General features: G+C 68.2%; 20 protein-coding genes and 1 pseudogene. 7 read left to right on the top strand and 14 right to left on the bottom strand.

Annotated features, from left to right (window positions below):
* Positions 1-82: 82 nt before the first annotated feature.
* The 3 genes and pseudogenes from ALI44B_RS11735 to ALI44B_RS11725 form a co-directional block, all read right to left on the bottom strand.
* Positions 83-1,474 carry an FtsX-like permease family protein gene (locus ALI44B_RS11735; protein WP_143459211.1) on the bottom strand — a complete coding sequence of 464 codons (1,392 nt, stop codon included), beginning with the start codon at positions 1,472-1,474 and terminating at the stop codon, positions 83-85.
* A 359-nt stretch (positions 1,475-1,833) separates the two neighbouring features.
* Positions 1,834-2,523 (bottom strand): annotated as a pseudogene (locus ALI44B_RS15580) (ABC transporter ATP-binding protein); the annotation flags it as partial.
* Between the two features lie 103 nt (positions 2,524-2,626).
* Complete coding sequence (locus tag ALI44B_RS11725; RefSeq protein WP_077054824.1) at positions 2,627-3,280, bottom strand: GNAT family N-acetyltransferase; 654 nt, start codon at positions 3,278-3,280, stop codon at positions 2,627-2,629.
* Between the two features lie 88 nt (positions 3,281-3,368).
* Between ALI44B_RS11725 and ALI44B_RS11720 the strand changes: the two genes are divergently transcribed.
* The gene (locus tag ALI44B_RS11720; protein ID WP_077054823.1) at positions 3,369-3,689 is read left to right on the top strand and encodes a hypothetical protein; all 321 of its coding nucleotides are present in this window, start codon (positions 3,369-3,371) and stop codon (positions 3,687-3,689) included.
* Here the strand turns inward: ALI44B_RS11720 and ALI44B_RS11715 are convergent.
* The 7 genes from ALI44B_RS11715 to ALI44B_RS11685 all read right to left on the bottom strand — a co-directional run bounded on the left by ALI44B_RS11715 (position 3,686) and on the right by ALI44B_RS11685 (position 10,314).
* A complete protein-coding gene (locus tag ALI44B_RS11715) occupies positions 3,686-4,882 on the bottom strand; it encodes a lactonase family protein (RefSeq protein ID WP_077054822.1) in 1,197 nt (398 codons plus the stop codon). The two genes, ALI44B_RS11720 and ALI44B_RS11715, sit on opposite strands and share 4 nt — an antisense overlap.
* A gap of 122 nt (positions 4,883-5,004) precedes the next feature.
* Complete coding sequence (locus ALI44B_RS11710; protein ID WP_077054821.1) at positions 5,005-6,291, bottom strand: adenylosuccinate synthase; 1,287 nt, start codon at positions 6,289-6,291, stop codon at positions 5,005-5,007.
* Positions 6,292-6,391: 100 nt separating this feature from the next.
* On the bottom strand, positions 6,392-6,883 hold the full coding sequence (locus ALI44B_RS11705) for a DUF3151 domain-containing protein (protein WP_077054820.1): 492 nt from the start codon (positions 6,881-6,883) through the stop codon (positions 6,392-6,394).
* Positions 6,884-7,046: 163 nt separating this feature from the next.
* Positions 7,047-7,991 carry an ABC transporter substrate-binding protein gene (locus tag ALI44B_RS11700; protein WP_077054819.1) on the bottom strand — a complete coding sequence of 315 codons (945 nt, stop codon included), beginning with the start codon at positions 7,989-7,991 and terminating at the stop codon, positions 7,047-7,049.
* A gap of 69 nt (positions 7,992-8,060) precedes the next feature.
* Positions 8,061-8,804, bottom strand: a complete 744-nt coding sequence (locus ALI44B_RS11695; protein ID WP_077054818.1) for an ABC transporter permease — start codon at positions 8,802-8,804, stop codon at positions 8,061-8,063.
* Positions 8,801-9,490 (bottom strand): ABC transporter permease, encoded by a 690-nt coding sequence (locus ALI44B_RS11690; RefSeq protein WP_077054817.1) that lies wholly within the window; start codon positions 9,488-9,490, stop codon positions 8,801-8,803. Before ALI44B_RS11690 ends, ALI44B_RS11695 begins: the two co-directional genes overlap by 4 nt.
* Positions 9,487-10,314 carry an ABC transporter ATP-binding protein gene (locus tag ALI44B_RS11685; RefSeq protein ID WP_077054816.1) on the bottom strand — a complete coding sequence of 276 codons (828 nt, stop codon included), beginning with the start codon at positions 10,312-10,314 and terminating at the stop codon, positions 9,487-9,489. The genes ALI44B_RS11690 and ALI44B_RS11685 overlap by 4 nt, the downstream gene beginning before the upstream one ends.
* Positions 10,315-10,648: 334 nt before the next feature.
* Between ALI44B_RS11685 and ALI44B_RS11680 the strand changes: the two genes are divergently transcribed.
* The 3 genes from ALI44B_RS11680 to ALI44B_RS11670 are packed head-to-tail and all read left to right on the top strand — an operon-like array spanning position 10,649 to position 13,847.
* The gene (locus tag ALI44B_RS11680) at positions 10,649-11,284 is read left to right on the top strand and encodes a TetR/AcrR family transcriptional regulator (protein WP_238592191.1); all 636 of its coding nucleotides are present in this window, start codon (positions 10,649-10,651) and stop codon (positions 11,282-11,284) included.
* Complete coding sequence (locus ALI44B_RS11675) at positions 11,281-11,955, top strand: hypothetical protein (RefSeq protein ID WP_077054814.1); 675 nt, start codon at positions 11,281-11,283, stop codon at positions 11,953-11,955. Before ALI44B_RS11680 ends, ALI44B_RS11675 begins: the two co-directional genes overlap by 4 nt.
* Before the next feature lie 11 nt (positions 11,956-11,966).
* Positions 11,967-13,847 carry a YhgE/Pip family protein gene (locus ALI44B_RS11670; protein ID WP_496507430.1) on the top strand — a complete coding sequence of 627 codons (1,881 nt, stop codon included), beginning with the start codon at positions 11,967-11,969 and terminating at the stop codon, positions 13,845-13,847.
* Positions 13,848-13,883: 36 nt separating this feature from the next.
* Here the strand turns inward: ALI44B_RS11670 and ALI44B_RS11665 are convergent, their stop codons facing one another.
* The 3 genes from ALI44B_RS11665 to ALI44B_RS11655 all read right to left on the bottom strand — a co-directional run bounded on the left by ALI44B_RS11665 (position 13,884) and on the right by ALI44B_RS11655 (position 15,502).
* Entirely contained in the window at positions 13,884-14,339 is a 456-nt protein-coding gene (locus ALI44B_RS11665; protein WP_077054812.1) for a hypothetical protein, read from the bottom strand.
* Positions 14,336-14,758: a type II toxin-antitoxin system prevent-host-death family antitoxin gene (locus tag ALI44B_RS11660; RefSeq protein ID WP_077054811.1), complete on the bottom strand. Its 423-nt coding sequence runs from the start codon at positions 14,756-14,758 to the stop codon at positions 14,336-14,338. Before ALI44B_RS11660 ends, ALI44B_RS11665 begins: the two co-directional genes overlap by 4 nt.
* A gap of 96 nt (positions 14,759-14,854) precedes the next feature.
* Positions 14,855-15,502: a TrmH family RNA methyltransferase gene (locus tag ALI44B_RS11655; RefSeq protein WP_077054810.1), complete on the bottom strand. Its 648-nt coding sequence runs from the start codon at positions 15,500-15,502 to the stop codon at positions 14,855-14,857.
* 90 nt (positions 15,503-15,592) lie between these two features.
* Between ALI44B_RS11655 and ALI44B_RS11650 the strand changes: the two genes are divergently transcribed.
* The 3 genes from ALI44B_RS11650 to ALI44B_RS11640 all read left to right on the top strand — a co-directional run bounded on the left by ALI44B_RS11650 (position 15,593) and on the right by ALI44B_RS11640 (position 17,127).
* Complete coding sequence (locus tag ALI44B_RS11650; protein ID WP_077054809.1) at positions 15,593-16,360, top strand: HAD-IIB family hydrolase; 768 nt, start codon at positions 15,593-15,595, stop codon at positions 16,358-16,360.
* Positions 16,361-16,516: 156 nt separating this feature from the next.
* The gene (locus ALI44B_RS11645; protein WP_077054808.1) at positions 16,517-16,723 is read left to right on the top strand and encodes a type II toxin-antitoxin system HicA family toxin; all 207 of its coding nucleotides are present in this window, start codon (positions 16,517-16,519) and stop codon (positions 16,721-16,723) included.
* An 11-nt stretch (positions 16,724-16,734) separates the two neighbouring features.
* Complete coding sequence (locus ALI44B_RS11640) at positions 16,735-17,127, top strand: hypothetical protein (RefSeq protein ID WP_077055565.1); 393 nt, start codon at positions 16,735-16,737, stop codon at positions 17,125-17,127.
* A 51-nt stretch (positions 17,128-17,178) separates the two neighbouring features.
* Here ALI44B_RS11640 and ALI44B_RS11635 read toward each other — a convergent pair whose 3' ends face one another.
* Complete coding sequence (locus ALI44B_RS11635) at positions 17,179-18,597, bottom strand: carboxylesterase family protein (RefSeq protein ID WP_083709925.1); 1,419 nt, start codon at positions 18,595-18,597, stop codon at positions 17,179-17,181.
* Between the last annotated feature and the right edge of the window lie 53 nt (positions 18,598-18,650).

Below are 18,650 nucleotides of genomic sequence, written 5' to 3'. Positions count from 1 at the left end.
CACCTGTTCTTCGGCCGGGCGGGCGCATGCGCCGACACCCCTGACGCGACATCCGCTCACCACCCGGCCGGGCTTATCCGCGCTAGACCCGCTCGGGTTCGCGCAGCACGCGCGTGAGCACGGGCCGGGTCGACCGCAACGCCAACCACACGAGCGAGATGCCGAGCACGAACGACGCCGCGATGAGGGCGAGCGAGGCGGGCGCGATAATGAGCGCCAGGCCGACGAGCGGGAAGACGAGGATGCCTCCGAGGATCGCCGAGCCGAGCGAGACGAGCAGCACGGGCAGCATCACCTGGCGGCGACGGGCCGTCTCGACCGTGGGCCGCGGCATGCCGAGCCGATCGAGGCTCACGTAGAGGTCGCGGCGGTCGAGCACGGCCGCGGCCTGGCTGACGCCGATCGAACACGCGACCATCACGAACGAGATCACGAGGGTCATGACGATGCCCGTGCGCATATCGGTGAGGATCGGGTCGCCGCCGGCGTCCCCCGCGAAGGACACGCCCGTGCCCGCCACGACGGCGACGAAGCTCGTCATCGCCAGTCCCGAACACAGCCGCCAGGCGGCCTTCGGCGATTCGAGGATGCCTCGCGCCGCGATGAGCTTCTCGGCCGTGCGCGCCGTGCGCAGCTGAATGCGGGCCATCACCCGGATGGCGAACGGGCCGATCAGGTTGAGTGCCGCGACGGCCACGCCGAAGCAGCCGGCGAGCACGAAGATCATCGTGATGATGCCGCCGGCCTCCTCGGTGATGGCGCCGAGCAGGTTGAGACCGGCGAAGGCCGCGACGACGATGACGACACCGGCGACGGGGGCGATCCATCCCATCTTCGGCGCGTTCTGGCGCGTGCGCACCCCGAGCGGCGAGATGGCGACGGCGCGCAGGCCCACCGCGGCGCTGATGGCCGCGAGGGCGGCGATGGCGACGACGACCAGGGCGAGTGGGCCGAAGCCCACCCACAGTTCGCCCGCGCCGATCGCTCGGCCGGCGAAGTGCACGAGGCCCACGAGGGGCATGAGCGCGACATACAGCACGACGCCGACGAGCGCGCCCGCGACGGCCACGAGGGATGATTCGAGCACGGTCATGCGCACGACCACACCGGGCGTGGCCCCGAGCAGTCGCAGTGTCGCGAGCCGATCGTCGCGCCGACGGGCCGACAGGCGTGCCGCCGAACCGCCGAGCGACAGCAGCGGCACGATCAGCAGCGCCAGGGCGAGCATGCTGAGCGCCTGGTAGGTGATCGCGTCGGCGATCGTCCATCGCCAGAACATGAGCACGCCGCCCAAGACGATGAGGATGAGGGCGGTCGTCACGGCGAAGGCGACGCCCGGCAAGATGAGGGTCGCGGCGCTCTGGGCGCTGGGGCGGCCGAGCAGCCAGGTCAGTTTCACGATCGAGGGGCGGCCCGGTGCGCGCGACGACGTTGCGGCGGCGCGCGGCGGCGTGAACGGCGCGGCGACACTCATCGGTGCTGCCCACCGTTGTGGTGCGGGCGGCCCTGGGGCTGCTGCGGGTAACCGTAGGGGGCGGTCTGCTGCGGGTATCCGGAGGAACCCGGCTGCAGGGGGTAGCCGCGCGGAACGTTCGCCGGAACCTGGATCTGCGAGGCGGGCATCTCGTCCGCCGGAAGTGTTGCCGCCGAGGCCACGCCCCAGCCGTCTCCATAGAACATGGGTCGAACCTCTTTCTGTGCGCCCGACGGCGCCTGCTGCCCCTGCGGGTTGTAGGGGGTCTGGGTGTACTGCTGGGTCTGGTAGGTCTGCTGCGTGTACTGCTGGCTCTGCGGGGCGCCGGGGTGGCCGGGCTGACTGGCTGCGTGAGCCGGGGCCGAGGCGCTGTCGCTCACGATGCGTCCGTCGCGCACACGGATGACGCGCGAACACCGCGCGGCAACACCCTCGTCGTGCGTCACCATCACGAGCGTGTGGCCCTGGCTGACGGTCGATCCGAGGAGCGCGTTCAAGACATCCACCGAGGTGTTGGAGTCGAGTGCGCCGGTCGGCTCATCGGCGAACACGACGGTTGCGCCGGTGACCTGGGCGCGGGCGATGGCCACACGCTGGGCCTGACCACCCGACAACTCGCCGGGACGACGCGTTTCCATGCCGGCCAGGCCGAGCGCCTGCAACCAGTGCTGGGCACGCGCCTCGGCCTCGCGCCGCGGGTATCCCGACAGCATGAGCGGAACGGCGACGTTCTCGACGGCCGTGAGTTCGGGGATGAGGAGTCCCTGCTGGAACACGAAGCCGAAGGATTCGCGGCGCAGGCGCGACCGCTCGGTTTCGGAGAGGGCCGACACCTCGACGGGCGAGGCCGGGCCCTGGAAGACGACCTGCCCACCATCCGGCGTGATGATGCCGGCGAGGGTGTGCAGCAGGGTCGTCTTACCCGAACCGGATGCCCCCATGATGGCGACGGATTCGCCGGCGCCGATGGCCAGGCTCACCCCGTCGAGGGCCTGCGTGGTGCCATAGGACTTCACGAGGTTGTGTGCGCTGAGCAGTGGTTGTGTCATGTATCCAGCCTCGCGGCGGCGAGGTTTCGACACATCGGGCACGGGGGCGAAACGGGGTCATCCGTTCGGACCACGCAGCTGGCTGCCCGGCGGCACTACGGGGTCAGGCGCGGTCGACGGTCTCCCCCGCTGTGACGACGGGCGCCGGGTAGGTGTCGAGCCGGGCCTGCAACGCCGCGCGCACCTCTGGCCACTCCTCGACGATGATCGAGAACAGCGCCGTGGTCCGCCAGGTGCCGTCGGCGCGGCGTTTGTCCCGGCGCACGAGGCCCTCGAACGTGGCGCCCAGTTTGGCGATGGCAGCGCGCGAACGGGCGTTGCGTTCATCCGCCTGAATCTTCACGCGGCCGAAACCGTTGTCGAACGCGAGCCCCAGCATGAGCAGCTTCGTGTCGACGTTGACGGCCGTTCCCCACACGCGCGGGTCGTAGGCCGTCCAGCCCAGGTGCGCGTGTTCGCTCGGCAGGTCGAAATCCCCCAGCGTGGATGTCCCCACCACACGCCCGTCGTCCACCCCACCGTGCAGCCGCACCACGTAGGGCTGGTTGCCGCCCGCCGTGCTGAAATAGCTGGCCGCGAAACGCCGGAACCCGTCGATGTCGTCGGGCAGACCTTCGGGCCCGCCGCCATACCCTCCGGCGAACACCTCGGGATGCCCGATCGCCTCATACAACTCGCCGAAATCCGCCTCGGTCAGCGGTTCGATCCGAACGAAACGGCCGACATGCACGGCCGGCTCGGGCACTCTCGCGGTCATGCATCCACCCTAACCGGCGGACACGCCGCTCACGCCGAGGCATAAAACGCGGTAAGAAAGGTGCATCACATCACGGGGGAGAATTCGCATGGCAGACAGATATACCCGCTCGACCCTGATCGCCGGCGTGAGCCTCACGGCCGTCGGCCTCGTTGTCAGGATGTGGGCGCTCGACGCAGTGCTCACGGTGAACACCTTTCCTGCCGATACGGGCGGGTCAGGCGTCGGGATAGCCGCGCTACAGCTCATCGCGCAGATCCTGGCGACCGTCGCGCTGCCGCTCGGTGTTGCATTGATCGGGGCTGCGGCCGTCATGGTCAAAATCGACCACACTGCTGCGGGACAACACGCCGGCTCGACCGAGGCGGCTGGTCGCGCCGATGCGGCTAGTCCGGCCGACGAACGTTAACCGGCGACCCGCAGAGGCATCGGCATCGGCATCGGCCGAGGGCGGCTGGCAGCGGGGACCGGGAGGAGGTAGGTGGGCGAGGGGGCCTCGGTGGCGCCGAGGAACTGGGAGGGGATGCCGCGCGCGTCGAGGCGGAACGACGTGACCTCGTCGGACAGCTGGTTGGCGATGTGCACGAGGTCGCCGGCGACGCGGAAGTGGCGGGGGTGCTTGCCGCGCGTCTCGACGTCGGCGAGGGATGAGAGATCGGCGCCGTCGCCGCCGATGCGCAGGGTGCTCAGCCGATTGGTGCCGCGGATCGCGACGTAGAGGCGATCGGCGTCGGGCCCGGCGATCTGCAGCTCCGAGGCGTTGTCGCCGTCCTCGAGCGAGTCGGCCGTGGCGAGCTTCGAACGCACGACGCGTAGGTGTCCGCGGTCGCGCGGCGCGAGCACGAAGATCTCGTTCGAGTACTCGGTGACGACGAAGAGGTGGCCGCTGACGTGCCAGGCGAGGTGGCGGGGGCCCACACCGAAGGGCAGCATGATGGTGTCGTCGAGCGTGAGGCCCGTGCCGTTGGCCGTGCGCCGCCAGACGCGCACGGCGTCGTGACCGAGGTCGGTTGACACGATGCGGCCGTCGGGCAGGGTCAGGGACGCGTGGGCGCGCGACTGGCGCACGGGCATGGCTTCGAGCACCTGCTGCGCGAGCGAGAAGTCGGTGAGGGCGCTCTCGCCGAAACCGCTGGCCTCGAGTGCCGAACCCGCGAACGGGTCGGCGTAGGGGTCGATGGATGCCGCGGCCTCGACGGGACGGCCAGACGGACGGCCGGTCGGCGCGAGGGGGATGGTGACGAGGCGGCCGTCGCCGTAACAGCTGGCCACCAGCATCCCGCCGTCGGGGGTGACGTGCAGGTGGCACACCGCCTCGCCCACCTCGATGGGGTCGCCGACCGGCGCCAGGCCGTCGACGCCGCGGCGTTCGAGCACCTGGACGGCGCCGATTCCTTCGAGCGCGGCATAGACGACGTCGGCCGAGGGATGCCGGGCCAGGAACGACGGGGAGTCGAGGGACACCGTCGGCGCGTGACGCAGCGTGCCGTCGGGCTGCTGCCGCAGAACGCTCACGCCCCGCGCATTGCCCTGCGAATCGGGCGTATAGGCACCCAACCAATAGGAAGGAACACTCGCGTCTTCGCCGTTCACATCACTCATGGCCCCAGTCTGCCAGCCGGTGAGGACGGTTCGCACCGCTCTTAACGGCCGAAGGACTCGGCCGGGTGGCCGAGTCCTTCGAGCTCGTTGTGGAGTTGCGCGCAGCCCGCGCGGCCCGCGTTCTAGTCGATGAGGTCGTGGCGCACGACGATCGCGTCGCGGCCAGGGCCGACGCCGATCGCCGAGATGCGCGAACCCGACATGCCCTCGACAGCCAGGACGTAGTCCTGAGCGTTCTTCGGCAGGTCGTCGAACGTGCGGGCGCCCGTGATGTCTTCCTTCCAGCCGGGGAAGATCTCGTAGATGGGCTTGGCGTGGTGGAAGTCGGACTGCGAGACGGGGACCTCGTCGTGGCGCACGCCGTCGACCTCGTAGGCCACGCACACGGGGATCTCGTCGAGGCCCGTGAGCACGTCGAGCTTGGTGAGCACGAAGTCGGTGACGCCGTTGATGCGGGCCGTGTAGCGGGCGATGGGCGCGTCGTACCACCCGGTGCGGCGCGGGCGACCGGTCGTGGTGCCGAACTCGAACCCGGCCGAGCGCAGGAACTCGCCCGACTCGTCGAAGAGCTCGGTGGGGAACGGACCGGCGCCGACGCGCGTCGTGTAGGCCTTGACGACGGCGATGACGCGATCGATGCGGTTGGGCGCGACACCCGAACCGGTCACGGCGCCGCCCGACGTGGCGTTGGACGACGTGACGAACGGGTAGGTGCCGTGGTCGATGTCGAGCATGGTGGCCTGGCCGCCCTCGAACAGCACGGTCTTGTCGTCGTCGAGCGCGCGGTTGAGCTCGAGGACCGTGTCTTTCACCATGGGGCGCAGGCGCTCGGCGTAGGAAAGCAGGTCGTCGACGATCTCGTCGACGTGGATGGCGCGGCGGTTGTAGATCTTGACCAGCATGTGGTTCTTCATGTCGAGGGCGCCCTCGACCTTTTGCCGCAGGATGTTCTCGTCGAACAGGTCCTGGATGCGGATGCCCACGCGGTTGATCTTGTCGGCGTAGGCGGGCCCGATGCCGCGGCCCGTCGTGCCGATCTGGCGCTTGCCGAGGAAGCGCTCGGTGACCTTGTCGAGCGTGCGGTGGTACTGCGTGATGACGTGGGCGTTGGCCGAGACCTGCAGCTTCGAGACATCCACCCCGCGGGCACTCAAAGCCTCGAGCTCGTGGAACAGCACCTCGAGGTCGACGACGACACCGTTGGCGATGACGGGCGTGACACCCTCGGTCAGGATGCCGGAGGGCAGCAGGTGCAGGGCGTACTTCTCGTTGCCGACGACGACCGTGTGGCCGGCGTTGTTGCCGCCGTTGAACTTGACCACGTAGTCGACGCGCGACCCCAGAAGATCGGTGGCCTTACCTTTTCCTTCGTCGCCCCACTGGGCGCCGATGAGAACGATTGCTGGCATAACGAATGATGCCCTTCCGGTCGGGATGCTTCGAATATGAGCCGGCTGATGCAGCCGAGCTCGGATTCCCGGCAGGGCCGGGAACCGCGTGGTGCTCTGATCAGTCTAGGCCGCGGATGAAGAAGGCCTCGGTGGCGGGCGGCGGCGTGCGCGGCTCGCCCTCGGTCTCGATCTGGGCGGCGGCGGTCTCGTCGGCCCCACGCAGGAACTCGGTCAGTCGCTCGACCTCTTCGGTCTCGCCGATGGCCTCGGCGGCGGCACGCAGGGCGTACAGCGAGCGCAGCACGCCGCGGTTGGGCTCGTGCGACCACGGGATGGGACCTTGGCCGCGCCAACCGGCCTTGCGCAGCGAGTCGAGCCCGCGGTGGTAGCCGACGCGCGCATAGGCGTAGCTTTCGAGCGGGTTCATCGGATCGAACTTCTCGACCGCCAAAACAGCCCAGGCAAGCGACGACGACGGATGCTGCGCCACGACGTTCGTGAGGGCGACGATCGGGTTCTCGGACTCAGCGGCCGCGGCGAGTGCACCGACGACCTCGGGCTCGGCGGGAAGGAGAACCTCGGGCTGGGGCATCAAGTTGTTTCCGGTCACACTCGATCCTACCAACGGGGGTGCATCGGCGGCCGGGAATCTGGGCGCTCTCGGAGCCTGTCGCCGGCCGCCCTCAGCCCCGGAACGCGAAGAACCCGGCGCCGTGACGGCGCCGGGTTCCCGGTCGAGACATCCGCTCAGTTGTAGAGCGGAGCGGCGAGGGCTAGATCAGACCCTTTTCGGTCAGCCAGTCCTTGGCCACCTTCTCGGGCGACAGCTTCTGGTCACCCTGGTTGAGGGTGTTGAGGTCGATCAGGTCGTCGGTGGTGAGCTCGGCCGAGACCTTGTTCAGCACATCCTTCACCTTGTCGCTGGCCTTGTCGGACTTGATCAGCGGCAGGATGTTCTGCGGCAGGATCAGGTTCTCGGGGTCTTCGAGCGTGACGAAGCCGTTCTCCTTGATGGAGGGCGTGGTGCTGTAGATGTCGGCGAGCTGCACGGTGCCGTCGATGAGGGCCTTGGCCGTCAGCGGTCCGCCGCCGTCCGAGACGGGCGTGAAGGTGAGCTTGTCGGCCGGAACGCCGTAGACCTCGGTCAGACCCTTGGGGCCGTACGGGCGGTCGGCGAACTCGGGGTTGGCTCCGATGGCGAGCGTGCCGTCGTAGTCCTTGAGGTCGGCGAGGCTCGTGATGCCGTTCTTCTCGCTGAAGTCCTTGGTCACGTTGTAGCTGTCGGCATCCTGGGCCTCGGCCTGGTCGAGCACCTCGATGCCCTCGGGCAGGGCGTCACCGATGGCGGCGTAGACCTCTTCGGACGTCTTGGCGGTGGTCTCGGCGTCGTAGAACTGCAGCAGGTTTCCGCTGTAGTCGGGGATGAGGTCGATCGAGCCGTCTTCGAGGGCCTTGAGGTAGACGTCGCGCTGGCCGATCTGGCCGGCGAACGTGACCGTCACGCCTTCGGCCTCGAGGGCCTGCGTGTAGATCTGGGCGATGATTTCGGACTCGGCGAAGGACCCGGCACCGATGGTGATCGAGTCGGCCGAGCCGGACGAACCGGAACCCGAGGTGGAGTTGTCGAGCGGGTCGCCGCTCGAGCAGGCCGCGAGGGAGAGGACCGCGCCGGCGGCGAGAGCCGCGACGGCCAGGCGGCCACGTCGTGATGAGAACATGCTGCTTTCCTTACTGTCGGATGACAAGGGTGGTGCAATCGGAGTGCAATAGAACGCTGTGGAGTGGGGCTAGCTGGAGGGCGTCAACGCCGCCTGGGCGCTGGCGCCCTTGGCGGTTCGTTGCGGAACACGGGACCGGATTGCCCGGACCCCTGCCGGGACGACGAGTCGCTGCACGAGCACGAGCAGGCCGTCGAGGACGAGAGCGAGAAGGGTGACGAGGAGCGCGCCGACGAGCACCTGCGTGTAGTCCCGGACGGGCAGGCCGTCGAAGATGAAGCGGCCGAGACCGCCCAGCGAGAGGTAGGCCGCGACCGTGGCCGTCGAGACGACCTGCAGCACACCCGATCGCAGGCCTCCCACGATGAGCGGCAGGGCCAGCGGGATCTCGACCTTGGCCAGGATCTGCCATTCGGTCATGCCCATGGCGCGCGCGGCATCCACGGTCTTGGGATCGACGGCCTCGATGCCCGAGTAGGTGCCCGCGAGGATCGGCGGGATGGCCAGCACGACGAGCACGATGATCGACGGGATGATGGCCTGCGCGATGCCGAACCCGAAGGCGACCGCGAGGTAGACGAGCAGACCGAGCGTGGGCAGCGCGCGCAGGGCACCCGTGACGATGACGGACGTGCCGCGGAAACGACCCGTGTGGCCGATGTAGAGGCCGAGCCCGATGGCGATGACGCCCGCGATGAGAATGGTGAGACCCGTGTAAGCGAGGTGCTCGGCGAGGCGGATGGGGATGCCGCTCGGGCCCGTCCAGTGCGCGGGGTCGAGGATCCAGGCGATGGCGTCGCTGATGGCGTTCATGCGGTCACCGCCTTGCGTCGGCGGGGCGCACGGTCACCCGTGCGGGCCACGGCCTCGATCTTGGCCCACGGCAGCACGACGCGGCCGAGCAGGATGAGGAGCAGGTCGAACACGACGGCGATGACGACCGTCAGCACCACACCCGTGAGGATCTCGGTGGCGAAGCTGCGCTGGTAACCGTCGGTGAAGAGGTAGCCGAGGCCCGACAGGCCGACGAGGGCTCCGAGCGTGACGAGGCTGACGGTGCTGGCCGAGACCACGCGCAGGCCGGCGAGGAGCACCGGACCGGCGAGCGGCAGCTCGACCTTCCAGAAGCGGCTCCAGGGGCCATAACCCATGGCCGTGGCGGATTGGCGCACATCGGGCGAGATGGAGTCGAAGGCATCCGCCGCCGTGCGCACCATGAGCGCGATCGCATAGATCGTGAGCGTGGCGACGAGGTTGAGCGGATCGAGGATCTTGGTGCCCAGGATGGCCGGCATGGCCACGACGAGCGCGAGCGACGGGATCGTGTAGAGCAGACCCGAGACCGTGAGCAGCACGCCGCGCGAGACACGGTAACGGTGCGCGATGTAGCCGATCGGAACGGCCAGTATGAAGCCGAGCAGGATCGGCGGGATGCTCAGCAGGATATGGTCCCGCGTGAGCATGACGATCTGCTCGAAATTGGCGAAGATCCAGGTCATGAGGGGCCACCGCCGTCGCTGAGGATTCCGGTGAGCCGGCCCGTGCCGTCGACGACGACCTGCTTGCCGTCCACGTTCTTGATGTGCAGTGCGCGCGACCCGCGGTCGGAGCCCACGAAGCTGGCCACGAACTCGCTCGCGGGGTTTGCCAGGATCTGCTCGGCCGTTCCCGCTTGCGCGATGTGCGCGCCCTTTTCGAGGATGACGATCTGGTCGCCGAGCAGCAGGGCCTCGTCGATGTCGTGCGTGACGAAGACGATGGTCTTGGCCAGATCGCGCTGGATGCGCAGCAGTTCTTGCTGCAGCTCGGCGCGCACGAGCGGGTCGACGGCGCCGAAGGGCTCGTCCATGAGCATGATGTTGGGGTCGATGGCGAGGCCTCGGGCCACTCCGACGCGCTGCTGCTGGCCGCCCGAAAGCTGGCTGGGGTAGCGCGTGGCGAGCGAGCGGTCGAGGCCGACCGTGTCCATGAGGGCGAGCGCCGCGTCATGAGCCTGCTTCTTCTTCACGCCCTCGAGCAACGGCACGGTGGCCACGTTGTCGATGACCGTGCGGTGCGGCAGCAGTCCCGAGTTCTGCATGACGTAGCCGATGCGGCGGCGCAGCTTCACCGGGTTGAGCGTTGAGATGTCCTCGTCGTCGATGACGATGCGGCCACCCGACGGGTCGACCATGCGGTTGATCATGCGCAAGATGGTGGTCTTGCCGCAGCCGGACGAGCCGACGAAGACCGTGGTCTTGCGCGAGGGGATGTCGAGCGAGAAGTCGTCGACCGCGAGCGTGCCATCGGGAAAACGTTTGGTGACGCCATCGAAGCGGATCATGACTGCCGTGCCTTTCTGGCTGAACGCGAGGGCATTCATGCGCCGTGAACACGCGGTGCGAAAGCGGTGCGTGTTCCGTGTCTACTTGATACGTACGACACCGGCCAGAAGGGGCGACACAATCCGGGGCGTGCAGAGTGAGCGATCAGAGAATCTCTCGCTCCACCTAGCCGGTAGATGTTTAGCGTAGGCACAAGTCCGTTCAATATCCACCGCCGACAATCCCCTGGCGAAACAAGTCGTCATGATGTAGGCAGCTGGCTGACTGTTTTATGCCGAATCTCACGACGCGCGTATCTTGCACACTGCTGTGCAAGATCGTAAGATGGATGTCGTGACCACATCGACCCCCGAACGACCCGTGCGGCGCGACGCCACCCGCAACCGCGCGGCCCTCATCGACGCCGCCATGGCCGAGCTGCGGCACGACCCCGACGCGAGCCTCGACGCCATCGCCGCACGCGCCGGCCTGTCCCGCCGCTCTGTCTACGGCCACTTCGCCACGCGCGAAGACCTCGTGCTCACGGTGGTCGAGGCCGGCGCGGCGCGCATCGCCCAGGGCATCGGCACGGTCGACACCGACGACAGCCGGGTTGCAATAGCCACGATCGGCGCGCGCCTCTGGGCCTCCGTGTCGCACGTGCGCGTGATGGCCGACCTGGCCGTGCGCGGGCCCTACCGGTCCACCGTGGCGAGCGCGCTCGCCCCGATTCGGCGCACGTTGCGCGATGTGATCGAAGACGGCGTGTCGCGGGGGCAGTTGCGGCGCGACATCCCGCCCGCCGTCGTCGCGAGGCTCGTCGAAGACGCCGCACTCACCGTCCTGGGCGAGGCGACGCACTCGGGCATCGACGACGACGAAGCCGCCCGACTGGTCATGCTCGCAGGCCTGAGCGGTGCCGGACTCGGATGGCAGGAAGCCGGGCTCGTGGTCGAAGAAACCCTGCGCAACGGATTGGTGAACGCATGAGAGTCGAACTCGTAGACGTGACAAAAGGTCGGGATGCATCTTCGCTTCCTGCGACCTCGCTGTCGTTCCAGACGGGCAGCGCCACGTTCTCGCGCGCCGAGACGGCGCAGCGTCCCACGGTGTTGGGGCTCATCGCATCCGGTCGCATGAAGCCCGAAACCGGCAGCGTGACGATCGACGGCACGCCCGACACCAAGCGCATGCGGGCCGAGATCGCGCTCATCGATGCACCGGATGTCTGCGAGCCCAACAGCAACGCCACCGTCGCGGGTGTCACGGCCGAAGAGCTCATGTTCGCCGGCCGCCCCGACCACCCCATAGCCGTCAGCCGCTGGCTTGCCGAACACGGCTGGCAGGAGCTGTCGCGCACCACGATGGCCACCCTCGAACCCACCACCCGCGTGCGCCTGCTCACCGAGCTGGCCATTCTGCGCCAGGGCGTGGGCGCGCTCGTCATCGTCTCGCCCGACCGCCACGGCGGCAACCCCCTCGAGTGGTGGCGCGTAGCCCGCCAGCTGGCAGCGCGCGGCTACGCCGTGCTCGTCATCGCGGGCGACGCCGCGGCCACCGCCATCGACGCCAACACCACCCAGAAAGTGTCGAGCACCGTGCCCGCCGACACCGTGCCCCTCTTCGGCACCACCGACGAAACTTCGGAGAACCCGGCGTGAAAATCTTTGCCATGGTGCGAGCCGAGCTCGCCCGCCTCTGGTCCACCAAGATGGCCCGCCTCGCCCTCGTGGCGCTCATGTGCGTGCCCATCATCTATGGCGGCCTCTACCTGTGGGCCAACCAAGACCCCTACTCCAAGCTCGACCAGGTTCCCGTGGCGCTCGTCGTGAGCGACACCGGCGCCGACGACAACGGCACCACCACCAACTTCGGCGACGACGTGGCCGATCAGCTGATCGAAGACGGCAGCTTCCAGTGGCACCGCGTGAGCGCCAAGAACGCGGCCGTGGGCGTGAAGAACGGCGCGTACGACTTCTCGGTCACGCTGCCGAGCAACTTCTCGCAATCGCTCACGTCCTCCGACAGCGATAACCCGCGCCAGGCCGAGGTGCTGCTCACCACGAACGACGCCAATAGCTATCTCGCGTCGACCATCGGCGAGCAGGCCGTCAAGACGATCCAGACATCCATCGTGAAGACCGTCAACGAGAAGGCCGCCAACACGTTCCTGGATGGTTTGGCCGAGGTGCGCGTGAACCTCGTCGATGCCGTCGACGGCACGCAGAAACTGCTCGACGGCGCCAACACGGCGGTCGACGGGTCGGCGCAGCTGGCCGACGGCACCGCGCAACTCGCCACGGGAAGCGCCACGCTGCGCGACGGCCTGGCCGAGTTGCAGTCGAAGACCGCGTCGCTGCCCGCCCAGAGCGCGCAACTCGCCGCCGGCGCGGCCCAGGTGGCCGCCGGAAACCAGAAGATCGCGGGCTACGGCACGCAGGTCGCCGGGGTCACGCAGCAGATCGCCGACGAGGTGCCGGCCGCGCGCGCCCGCATCCAACAGGACCTCGTCGACCTCGGCCTCGACCAGGCGCAGATCGACCGCGTGCTGGCGGGCCTCGACCCCCTCGGGCAGCGCATCACGTCGGGCAACCAACAGGTGAAGGCAGCGGCCGGGCAGCTCAACACGCTCGCGTCGGGCGCACAGCAGGTGGCCACGGGTGCGCAGACGTTGGCGGATGCCTCGCCCGCGCTCGTGCAGGGCATCGGGCAGGCCGCATCCGGCTCGAGCCAACTTGCCGAAGGCGCGAGCCAGGCCAACGACGGCGCCCAATCGCTCGCCAGCGGCCTCGTGACCCTGCGCGACGGTTTGCAGATGCTCGAGGACGGGCTGTCGAGCGGTGTCTCGCAGATCCCCGACAACACGGATGCGCAGCGCGACGCCCAGGCGAAGAACATCGCCGACCCGGTGACGCTCAAGAACACGGCCGTCACGTCGGCGGGCACGTACGGCGCCGGTCTCGCGCCCTTCTTCGTGTCGCTCGCCGCGTGGATCGGCATCTATGCGCTGTTCCTCATCGTGAAACCCGTGTCACGGCGCGCCATCACGGCACTGCACTCGCCCATCAAGGTCACGCTGGCCGGATGGATCACGCCCGGCGCGCTCGGGGCCATCCAGATGGTCGCGCTGTTCGGCGTGCTGGCCGGGGCGCTGCACTTCGAGATTCAGAACCCGATCGGCACCTACGGCATGATGGTGCTCGCCTCGCTGACCTTTACGGCCATCATTCTGGCTTTGAACATCTGGTTGGGCAGCGTGGGGCAGTTCCTCGGGCTCGTGCTCATGGTGCTGCAGCTGGTGACCGCGGGCGGAACGTTCCCGTGGCAGACGCTGCCGGAGCCCCTCGCGTGGCTGCACCACTTCCTGCCCATGGGCTTCGCGGTCGACGGCATCCGCCAGCTCATGTATGGCGGTGACGCGGCGGCGGCCGGGCACGACGCCATCTTGCTCGCTCTCGTGCTGGTCGGCGCGCTCGTCGTGGCCGCCATCGGGGTCACGCGCATGACCCACTTCCGCACACTGCGCGACCTGCAGCCGAGCCTCATCGGCTAGCGCGGCACGGAGCGGCGCCGAAGCCCGCGCCGGTGGTCAGCGCTGGAACGCGCCAGCCTCTTCGGCGCGCGTCGTCCAATACTGATTCAGGATGGCTTGAGCGTCCTCGTCGCTCATCGAGGCTGCTTCACGGGGATCGACGCCCAGCATGCGCGTGATCTGGTCGAGCAAGTAGAAGGAGAGACCGCTGTCTGGGCGCGGCCGAGTCGGCTCGCGTTCGGGCAGCTCGCCGCCGGAGACGCATCGCCAAAACGTGTCCGTGTCGACCTCGAGCTGGTAGCGCAAGATGTGTGACCACATCGACGGGCGATATTCGCTCTTGTCGATCGGCCGCGAAATGCGCGTGCGCAGAATGCGGCCGCTGCGGAGCGGCAATTCGTAGGTGCGGTGGTGGGAAACGGTCTTGCCCGTGGCACCGCGCACCAGCGTCCACTTCTCGGTCTCGCAGAACGCATTGTGGTGGGTGCGCGATGCGGGTGGATGTTTGCTCATTGCGCGGCCCTCACCCAGTCGGCGAGCTGCTCATCGGTAGACAGGTTGATGAGTTGGACGAGGCCCCATTCGCCGGAGTGGTTGGGAGCCTTGCCGAGGTGGTCCTCCCAGTCGAGCGCGTACTCACGGAGGGATACGACGAGGTCGTCGAGCGCCTCGTCGAGCGTGGCTCCCTCGGAGACGAACGGGCGATTGGCGAGGAACACGACGAAGGCGCCGTCTTCGTGAGCGACCTGGGCCTGCGAAGGAAGACTCTCGGCGAGGAAGGACCGGAGGCGATCGGCGGAGACGACCGCCGATCGGGCTCCTTCTCGCGTCAGCGTGACGGTGTGCCCGCTTTCGGCGGCGTCGAGCACGTCCCGCAGATGCGTGCGGGCGTCGGTGAACGACGCGTAGTGGCGGGAAGTTTCAGGAGACATGACATCAGCCTCCCCCATCCAAACCAGTACTTCAAGTACTTGCCGTACTTTGAGTACTCATTTGTTGACGGGATGACTACTCAGTGGCGGGCGAGACTACTCAGCGGAGCCGAAGGTGACGTGTTGCAGGACCCAAGCGTGCATCGTGACGGCGGCGGCGGCCGAGGCGTTGATCGAGCGGGTCGAGCCGAATTGGCTGATCTCTACGACGGCGTCGGCGGCCGCGACGGCCTCGTCCGAGAGGCCCGGGCCCTCCTGTCCGAACAAGAGGAGGCAACGCGCGGGAAAGGCGAACGTTTCGATGATGACCGAGCCGGGGACGTTGTCGATGGCGATGATGGGCATCGACTGCTCGCGGGCCCAGGCGACGAGGCCCGCGACATCCGCGTGGTATTCGACGTGCTGATAACGGTCGGTGACCATGGCGCCACGCTTGTTCCAGCGGCGACGGCCAACGATATGCACGGTGTCGGCCGCGAACGCGTTGGCGCTGCGCACGATCGAGCCGATGTTCATGTCGTGCTGCCAATTCTCGATAGCAACGTGAAACGGATGCCGGTGCCGGTCGAGGTCGGCCACGATCGCGTCCATGGTCCAGTAGCGGTAGCGGTCGATCACGTTGCGGGTGTCGCCGCGCTCGAGCAGCTCGGGGTCGTACCACTCCTCGACGGGCCACTCGCCCACCCACGGGCCGACGCCGTTGGTCGACAGCTCGTTCGTCGGATTCGGCGTTTCGTCAGGCATCCGCCAAATCTACCTCCCGGGGATGCACACGCCGTTTTGGTAGCATCGGCTGGCGGTGAGCTACCGCCCCTCCCGACAGAAAGCGGCCTCGTGACCTCTCTCCCCCGCCTCGTGGCCTTCGACCTCGACGACACCCTCGCGCCGTCGAAAACAGCCATCGACCCGCGGATGTCTGAGCTGCTCCTGAGCCTGCTCGACCAGGTCGAGGTGTGCATCATCTCGGGCGGCAACTTCACGCAATTCCAGAACCAGGTCGTCGACCGTCTCGAGGGCGCCAACCCGGAGCGGCTCGCGAAGCTGCACCTGATGCCCACGTGCGGCACGCAGTACTACCGTTACGTCGACGGCACCTGGGCGCAGATCTATGCCCACAACCTGAGCGATGACGAGAAGGCGCGCGCGCTGGCCGCCGTCGAAGCATCCGCCCGCCGTTTGGGCCTGTGGGAGACCGAGGTCTGGGGCCCGATTCTCGAGGACCGCGGGTCGCAGATCACGTTCTCGGCGCTCGGACAGCAGGCGCCCGTAGCCGCTAAGCAGGCGTGGGACCCGACGGGTTCGAAGAAGGAGTCGCTGCGCGAAGCCGTGCAGGCCGAGCTGCCCGACCTCGAGGTGCGTTCGGGCGGTTCGACGTCGGTCGACATCACGCGCCGCGGCATCGACAAGGCCTACGGCATGAACAAACTGGTCGAACTGGCGCACACGCCGCTCGACGACATGCTCTTCGTCGGCGACCGCCTCGACGAGGGCGGCAACGACTACCCCGTGAAGGCGCTCGGCGTCGAGTGCATCGCCGTCGAGGGCTGGGAAGACACGGCCGCGCACCTCGACGCGCTCATCCCCCGCCTCGCGGCGCGATAGGCGCCGACTCAGCGGGTCTGCCCGCTGGCTCGTTCGACCGTTCGACCGGGAGTCTGCAGGCCGCGCGGACCGCTCTCCCCAGGATCGATTCTTGCTTTCTCTCCACAGATTTCTATAGGCTCTAGATGCGCCCTCAAGAGGCCCTAGATTTGCCGAATGGTCAGGGCAGTCAAGTATCGCGAGGTCGAGAAGTTTCTTCGGCGGAGTCAGTGGCATAAGAAACGGACGACGGGCAGCCACGAGACGTGGGTGTCTGCCGACGAGACCCTGCGGGTGACCGTGCCGCATCACAAGACCGTGGCACCGGGCATCGTGCGGCAGATCATGAACGTCGTACCGAACGCGCCGGAGAGGTGGCGATGAAGGAGAAAACGATGAGCAGCGCCGACACAGAACACGTTTACCGCGGAACGGCTACTCGCCAGGGCAAGTGGTGGTTCATCGACATCCCCGAGCTCGGCACGGGCGGTCAGGCCCGCACACTGCGCGAAATCGACGAAGCGGCGCGCGAGGTTGTCGCGGGCTGGCTTGATCGCCGCATTGACGACGTTCACGTGAGCATCGACGTCGTCGTCCCTGCATCCGCGCACGATGCCTGGCGCGCAGCCGAGGAGGCTGAGGCAGCAGCCCGGCGGCAGGCATCCGAGGCGGCAGCGTTGCGACGACAGGCGGTGGCCCAACTGCGCGAAGCCGGCATCACCCTCACCGACGCCGGAACGCTCTTGGGTGTTTCGACGCAGCGGGTTCATCAGCTGACACGGCCGTAAGACATGCGAAGGTACTCACGAGCCCGGTCAGGTGAAGAGCAAGAGCTTCGATCAGCCGACGCGGCGGTAGGTGATCAGGCCGGGGACACGGCCTCGCTCGGCGAGAGCGTCGCCGCGCGCGAAGTCGCCCCACAGTTGACGCAGGATGCTGCCGTTGGCCTCGATTTCTTGACGGGTCGCGCCCGCGACGAGGGCCGCGTCGCGCCAGGCAGACTCGTTACCGAAGAGGAGTGGCAGGTCGATCATGTGCGCCGAACCGAAGGGGTTGCCGGGTGCCTTCCACGACACGACGTAGCTGTGCACGCGGCCGCCCGCCCGCGCATGACGGCGGGCGAAACGCGCATCGGTGCGCCCGTAGACCAGCCACGTGGCGAGACCGACGATGGCCTTTTGGATGACGGGGCCTAGGACCGGCAGCGCCACCCACGGCTTCAGCTTCGGCAGGTTGGGCACGAACAGCCGCCCCTCCTCTGACGTATGCCCGATGAGAACGTCGACGCGCGGTGCCGCTTCGTTCCAGGCCCGCTCGATGGTGCGCTCGGCGGGCAGCGGTTCGAATCCGTATTGCGTGCTGAACGGCATGCCACCCTTGAGGCCGAACGGTGCCGCGATGCGTTGCAGCTTGGCCGACAGGGCGACGACCTTGTCGACGGGCGTCTCGGGCGTGACCTCTGCGGCAGCCTCGGCCATGAGGGAGGTCATGCGGGCCCGACCCCGCGCGAGTCCGAGGGGTGCACTCTGGATGATCGCCCGCGAGAAGAGGGAGGATGCCTCGGGTACCGCGAGCAGGTGAGCCACGGCATCCGCGCCCGCCGATTGCCCGAACGCCGTGACGCGAGCGGGGTCGCCGCCGAACGCCTGGATGTTGCGCCGCACCCAGCGGAACGCCTCGAGCATGTCGAGCAGGCCGAGGTTGGCGGGCCGCTCGTCGGTGCCGTCGCCGAGAAAGCCCAGGATGCCGAGGCGATACGTCACGGTCACCACGACGACGCGCTGCTCGGCCACGAGCGCCGCCGGATCCATCACGGGCAGGTCGCCCGCGCCGTTGGCGTAGGAGCCGCCGTGGATCCAGACCATGACGGGCACGGTCTCGCCGGCCGCGAGATCGGCCGGCATCGTGACCGACAGTTGCTGGCAGTGCTCACTCGGATGCCGGTCGGGCGTCGCCCCGAGCACCTGCTCGAGGAACGCGTTATAGGGCTGCGGCGAGGCGTGCGACCACTCGGTGGCGCGCAGCACGTCGGCGGCACCGCGATCGGGCACGGGCCGCGGCCGCTCGAAGCGCTCGGCTTCGGCATAGGGGATGCCCGTTGCCCGCACGACGGCGCCGTCGTTCCAGCCCTCGACCGGTCCGCACGGCGACTCGAAACGGGGTTCCGAACCAGGCTCGAAGCGTCGCCCAGAGGAGTTCGGCAGGGCGGAGGATGCGGGGGCGGCGGACGCGGCGGACGGCTCGTTGTGGTCAGACATCCCCCTCATTCAATCACCGCCCCCGACGAGCCGCCTCGGAGTGGCATGAACGT

This window comes from Leifsonia sp. ALI-44-B (assembly GCF_001984125.1).
GTDB lineage: Bacteria > Actinomycetota > Actinomycetes > Actinomycetales > Microbacteriaceae > Okibacterium.
This window is presented reverse-complemented; position numbering and strand designations above follow the sequence as displayed.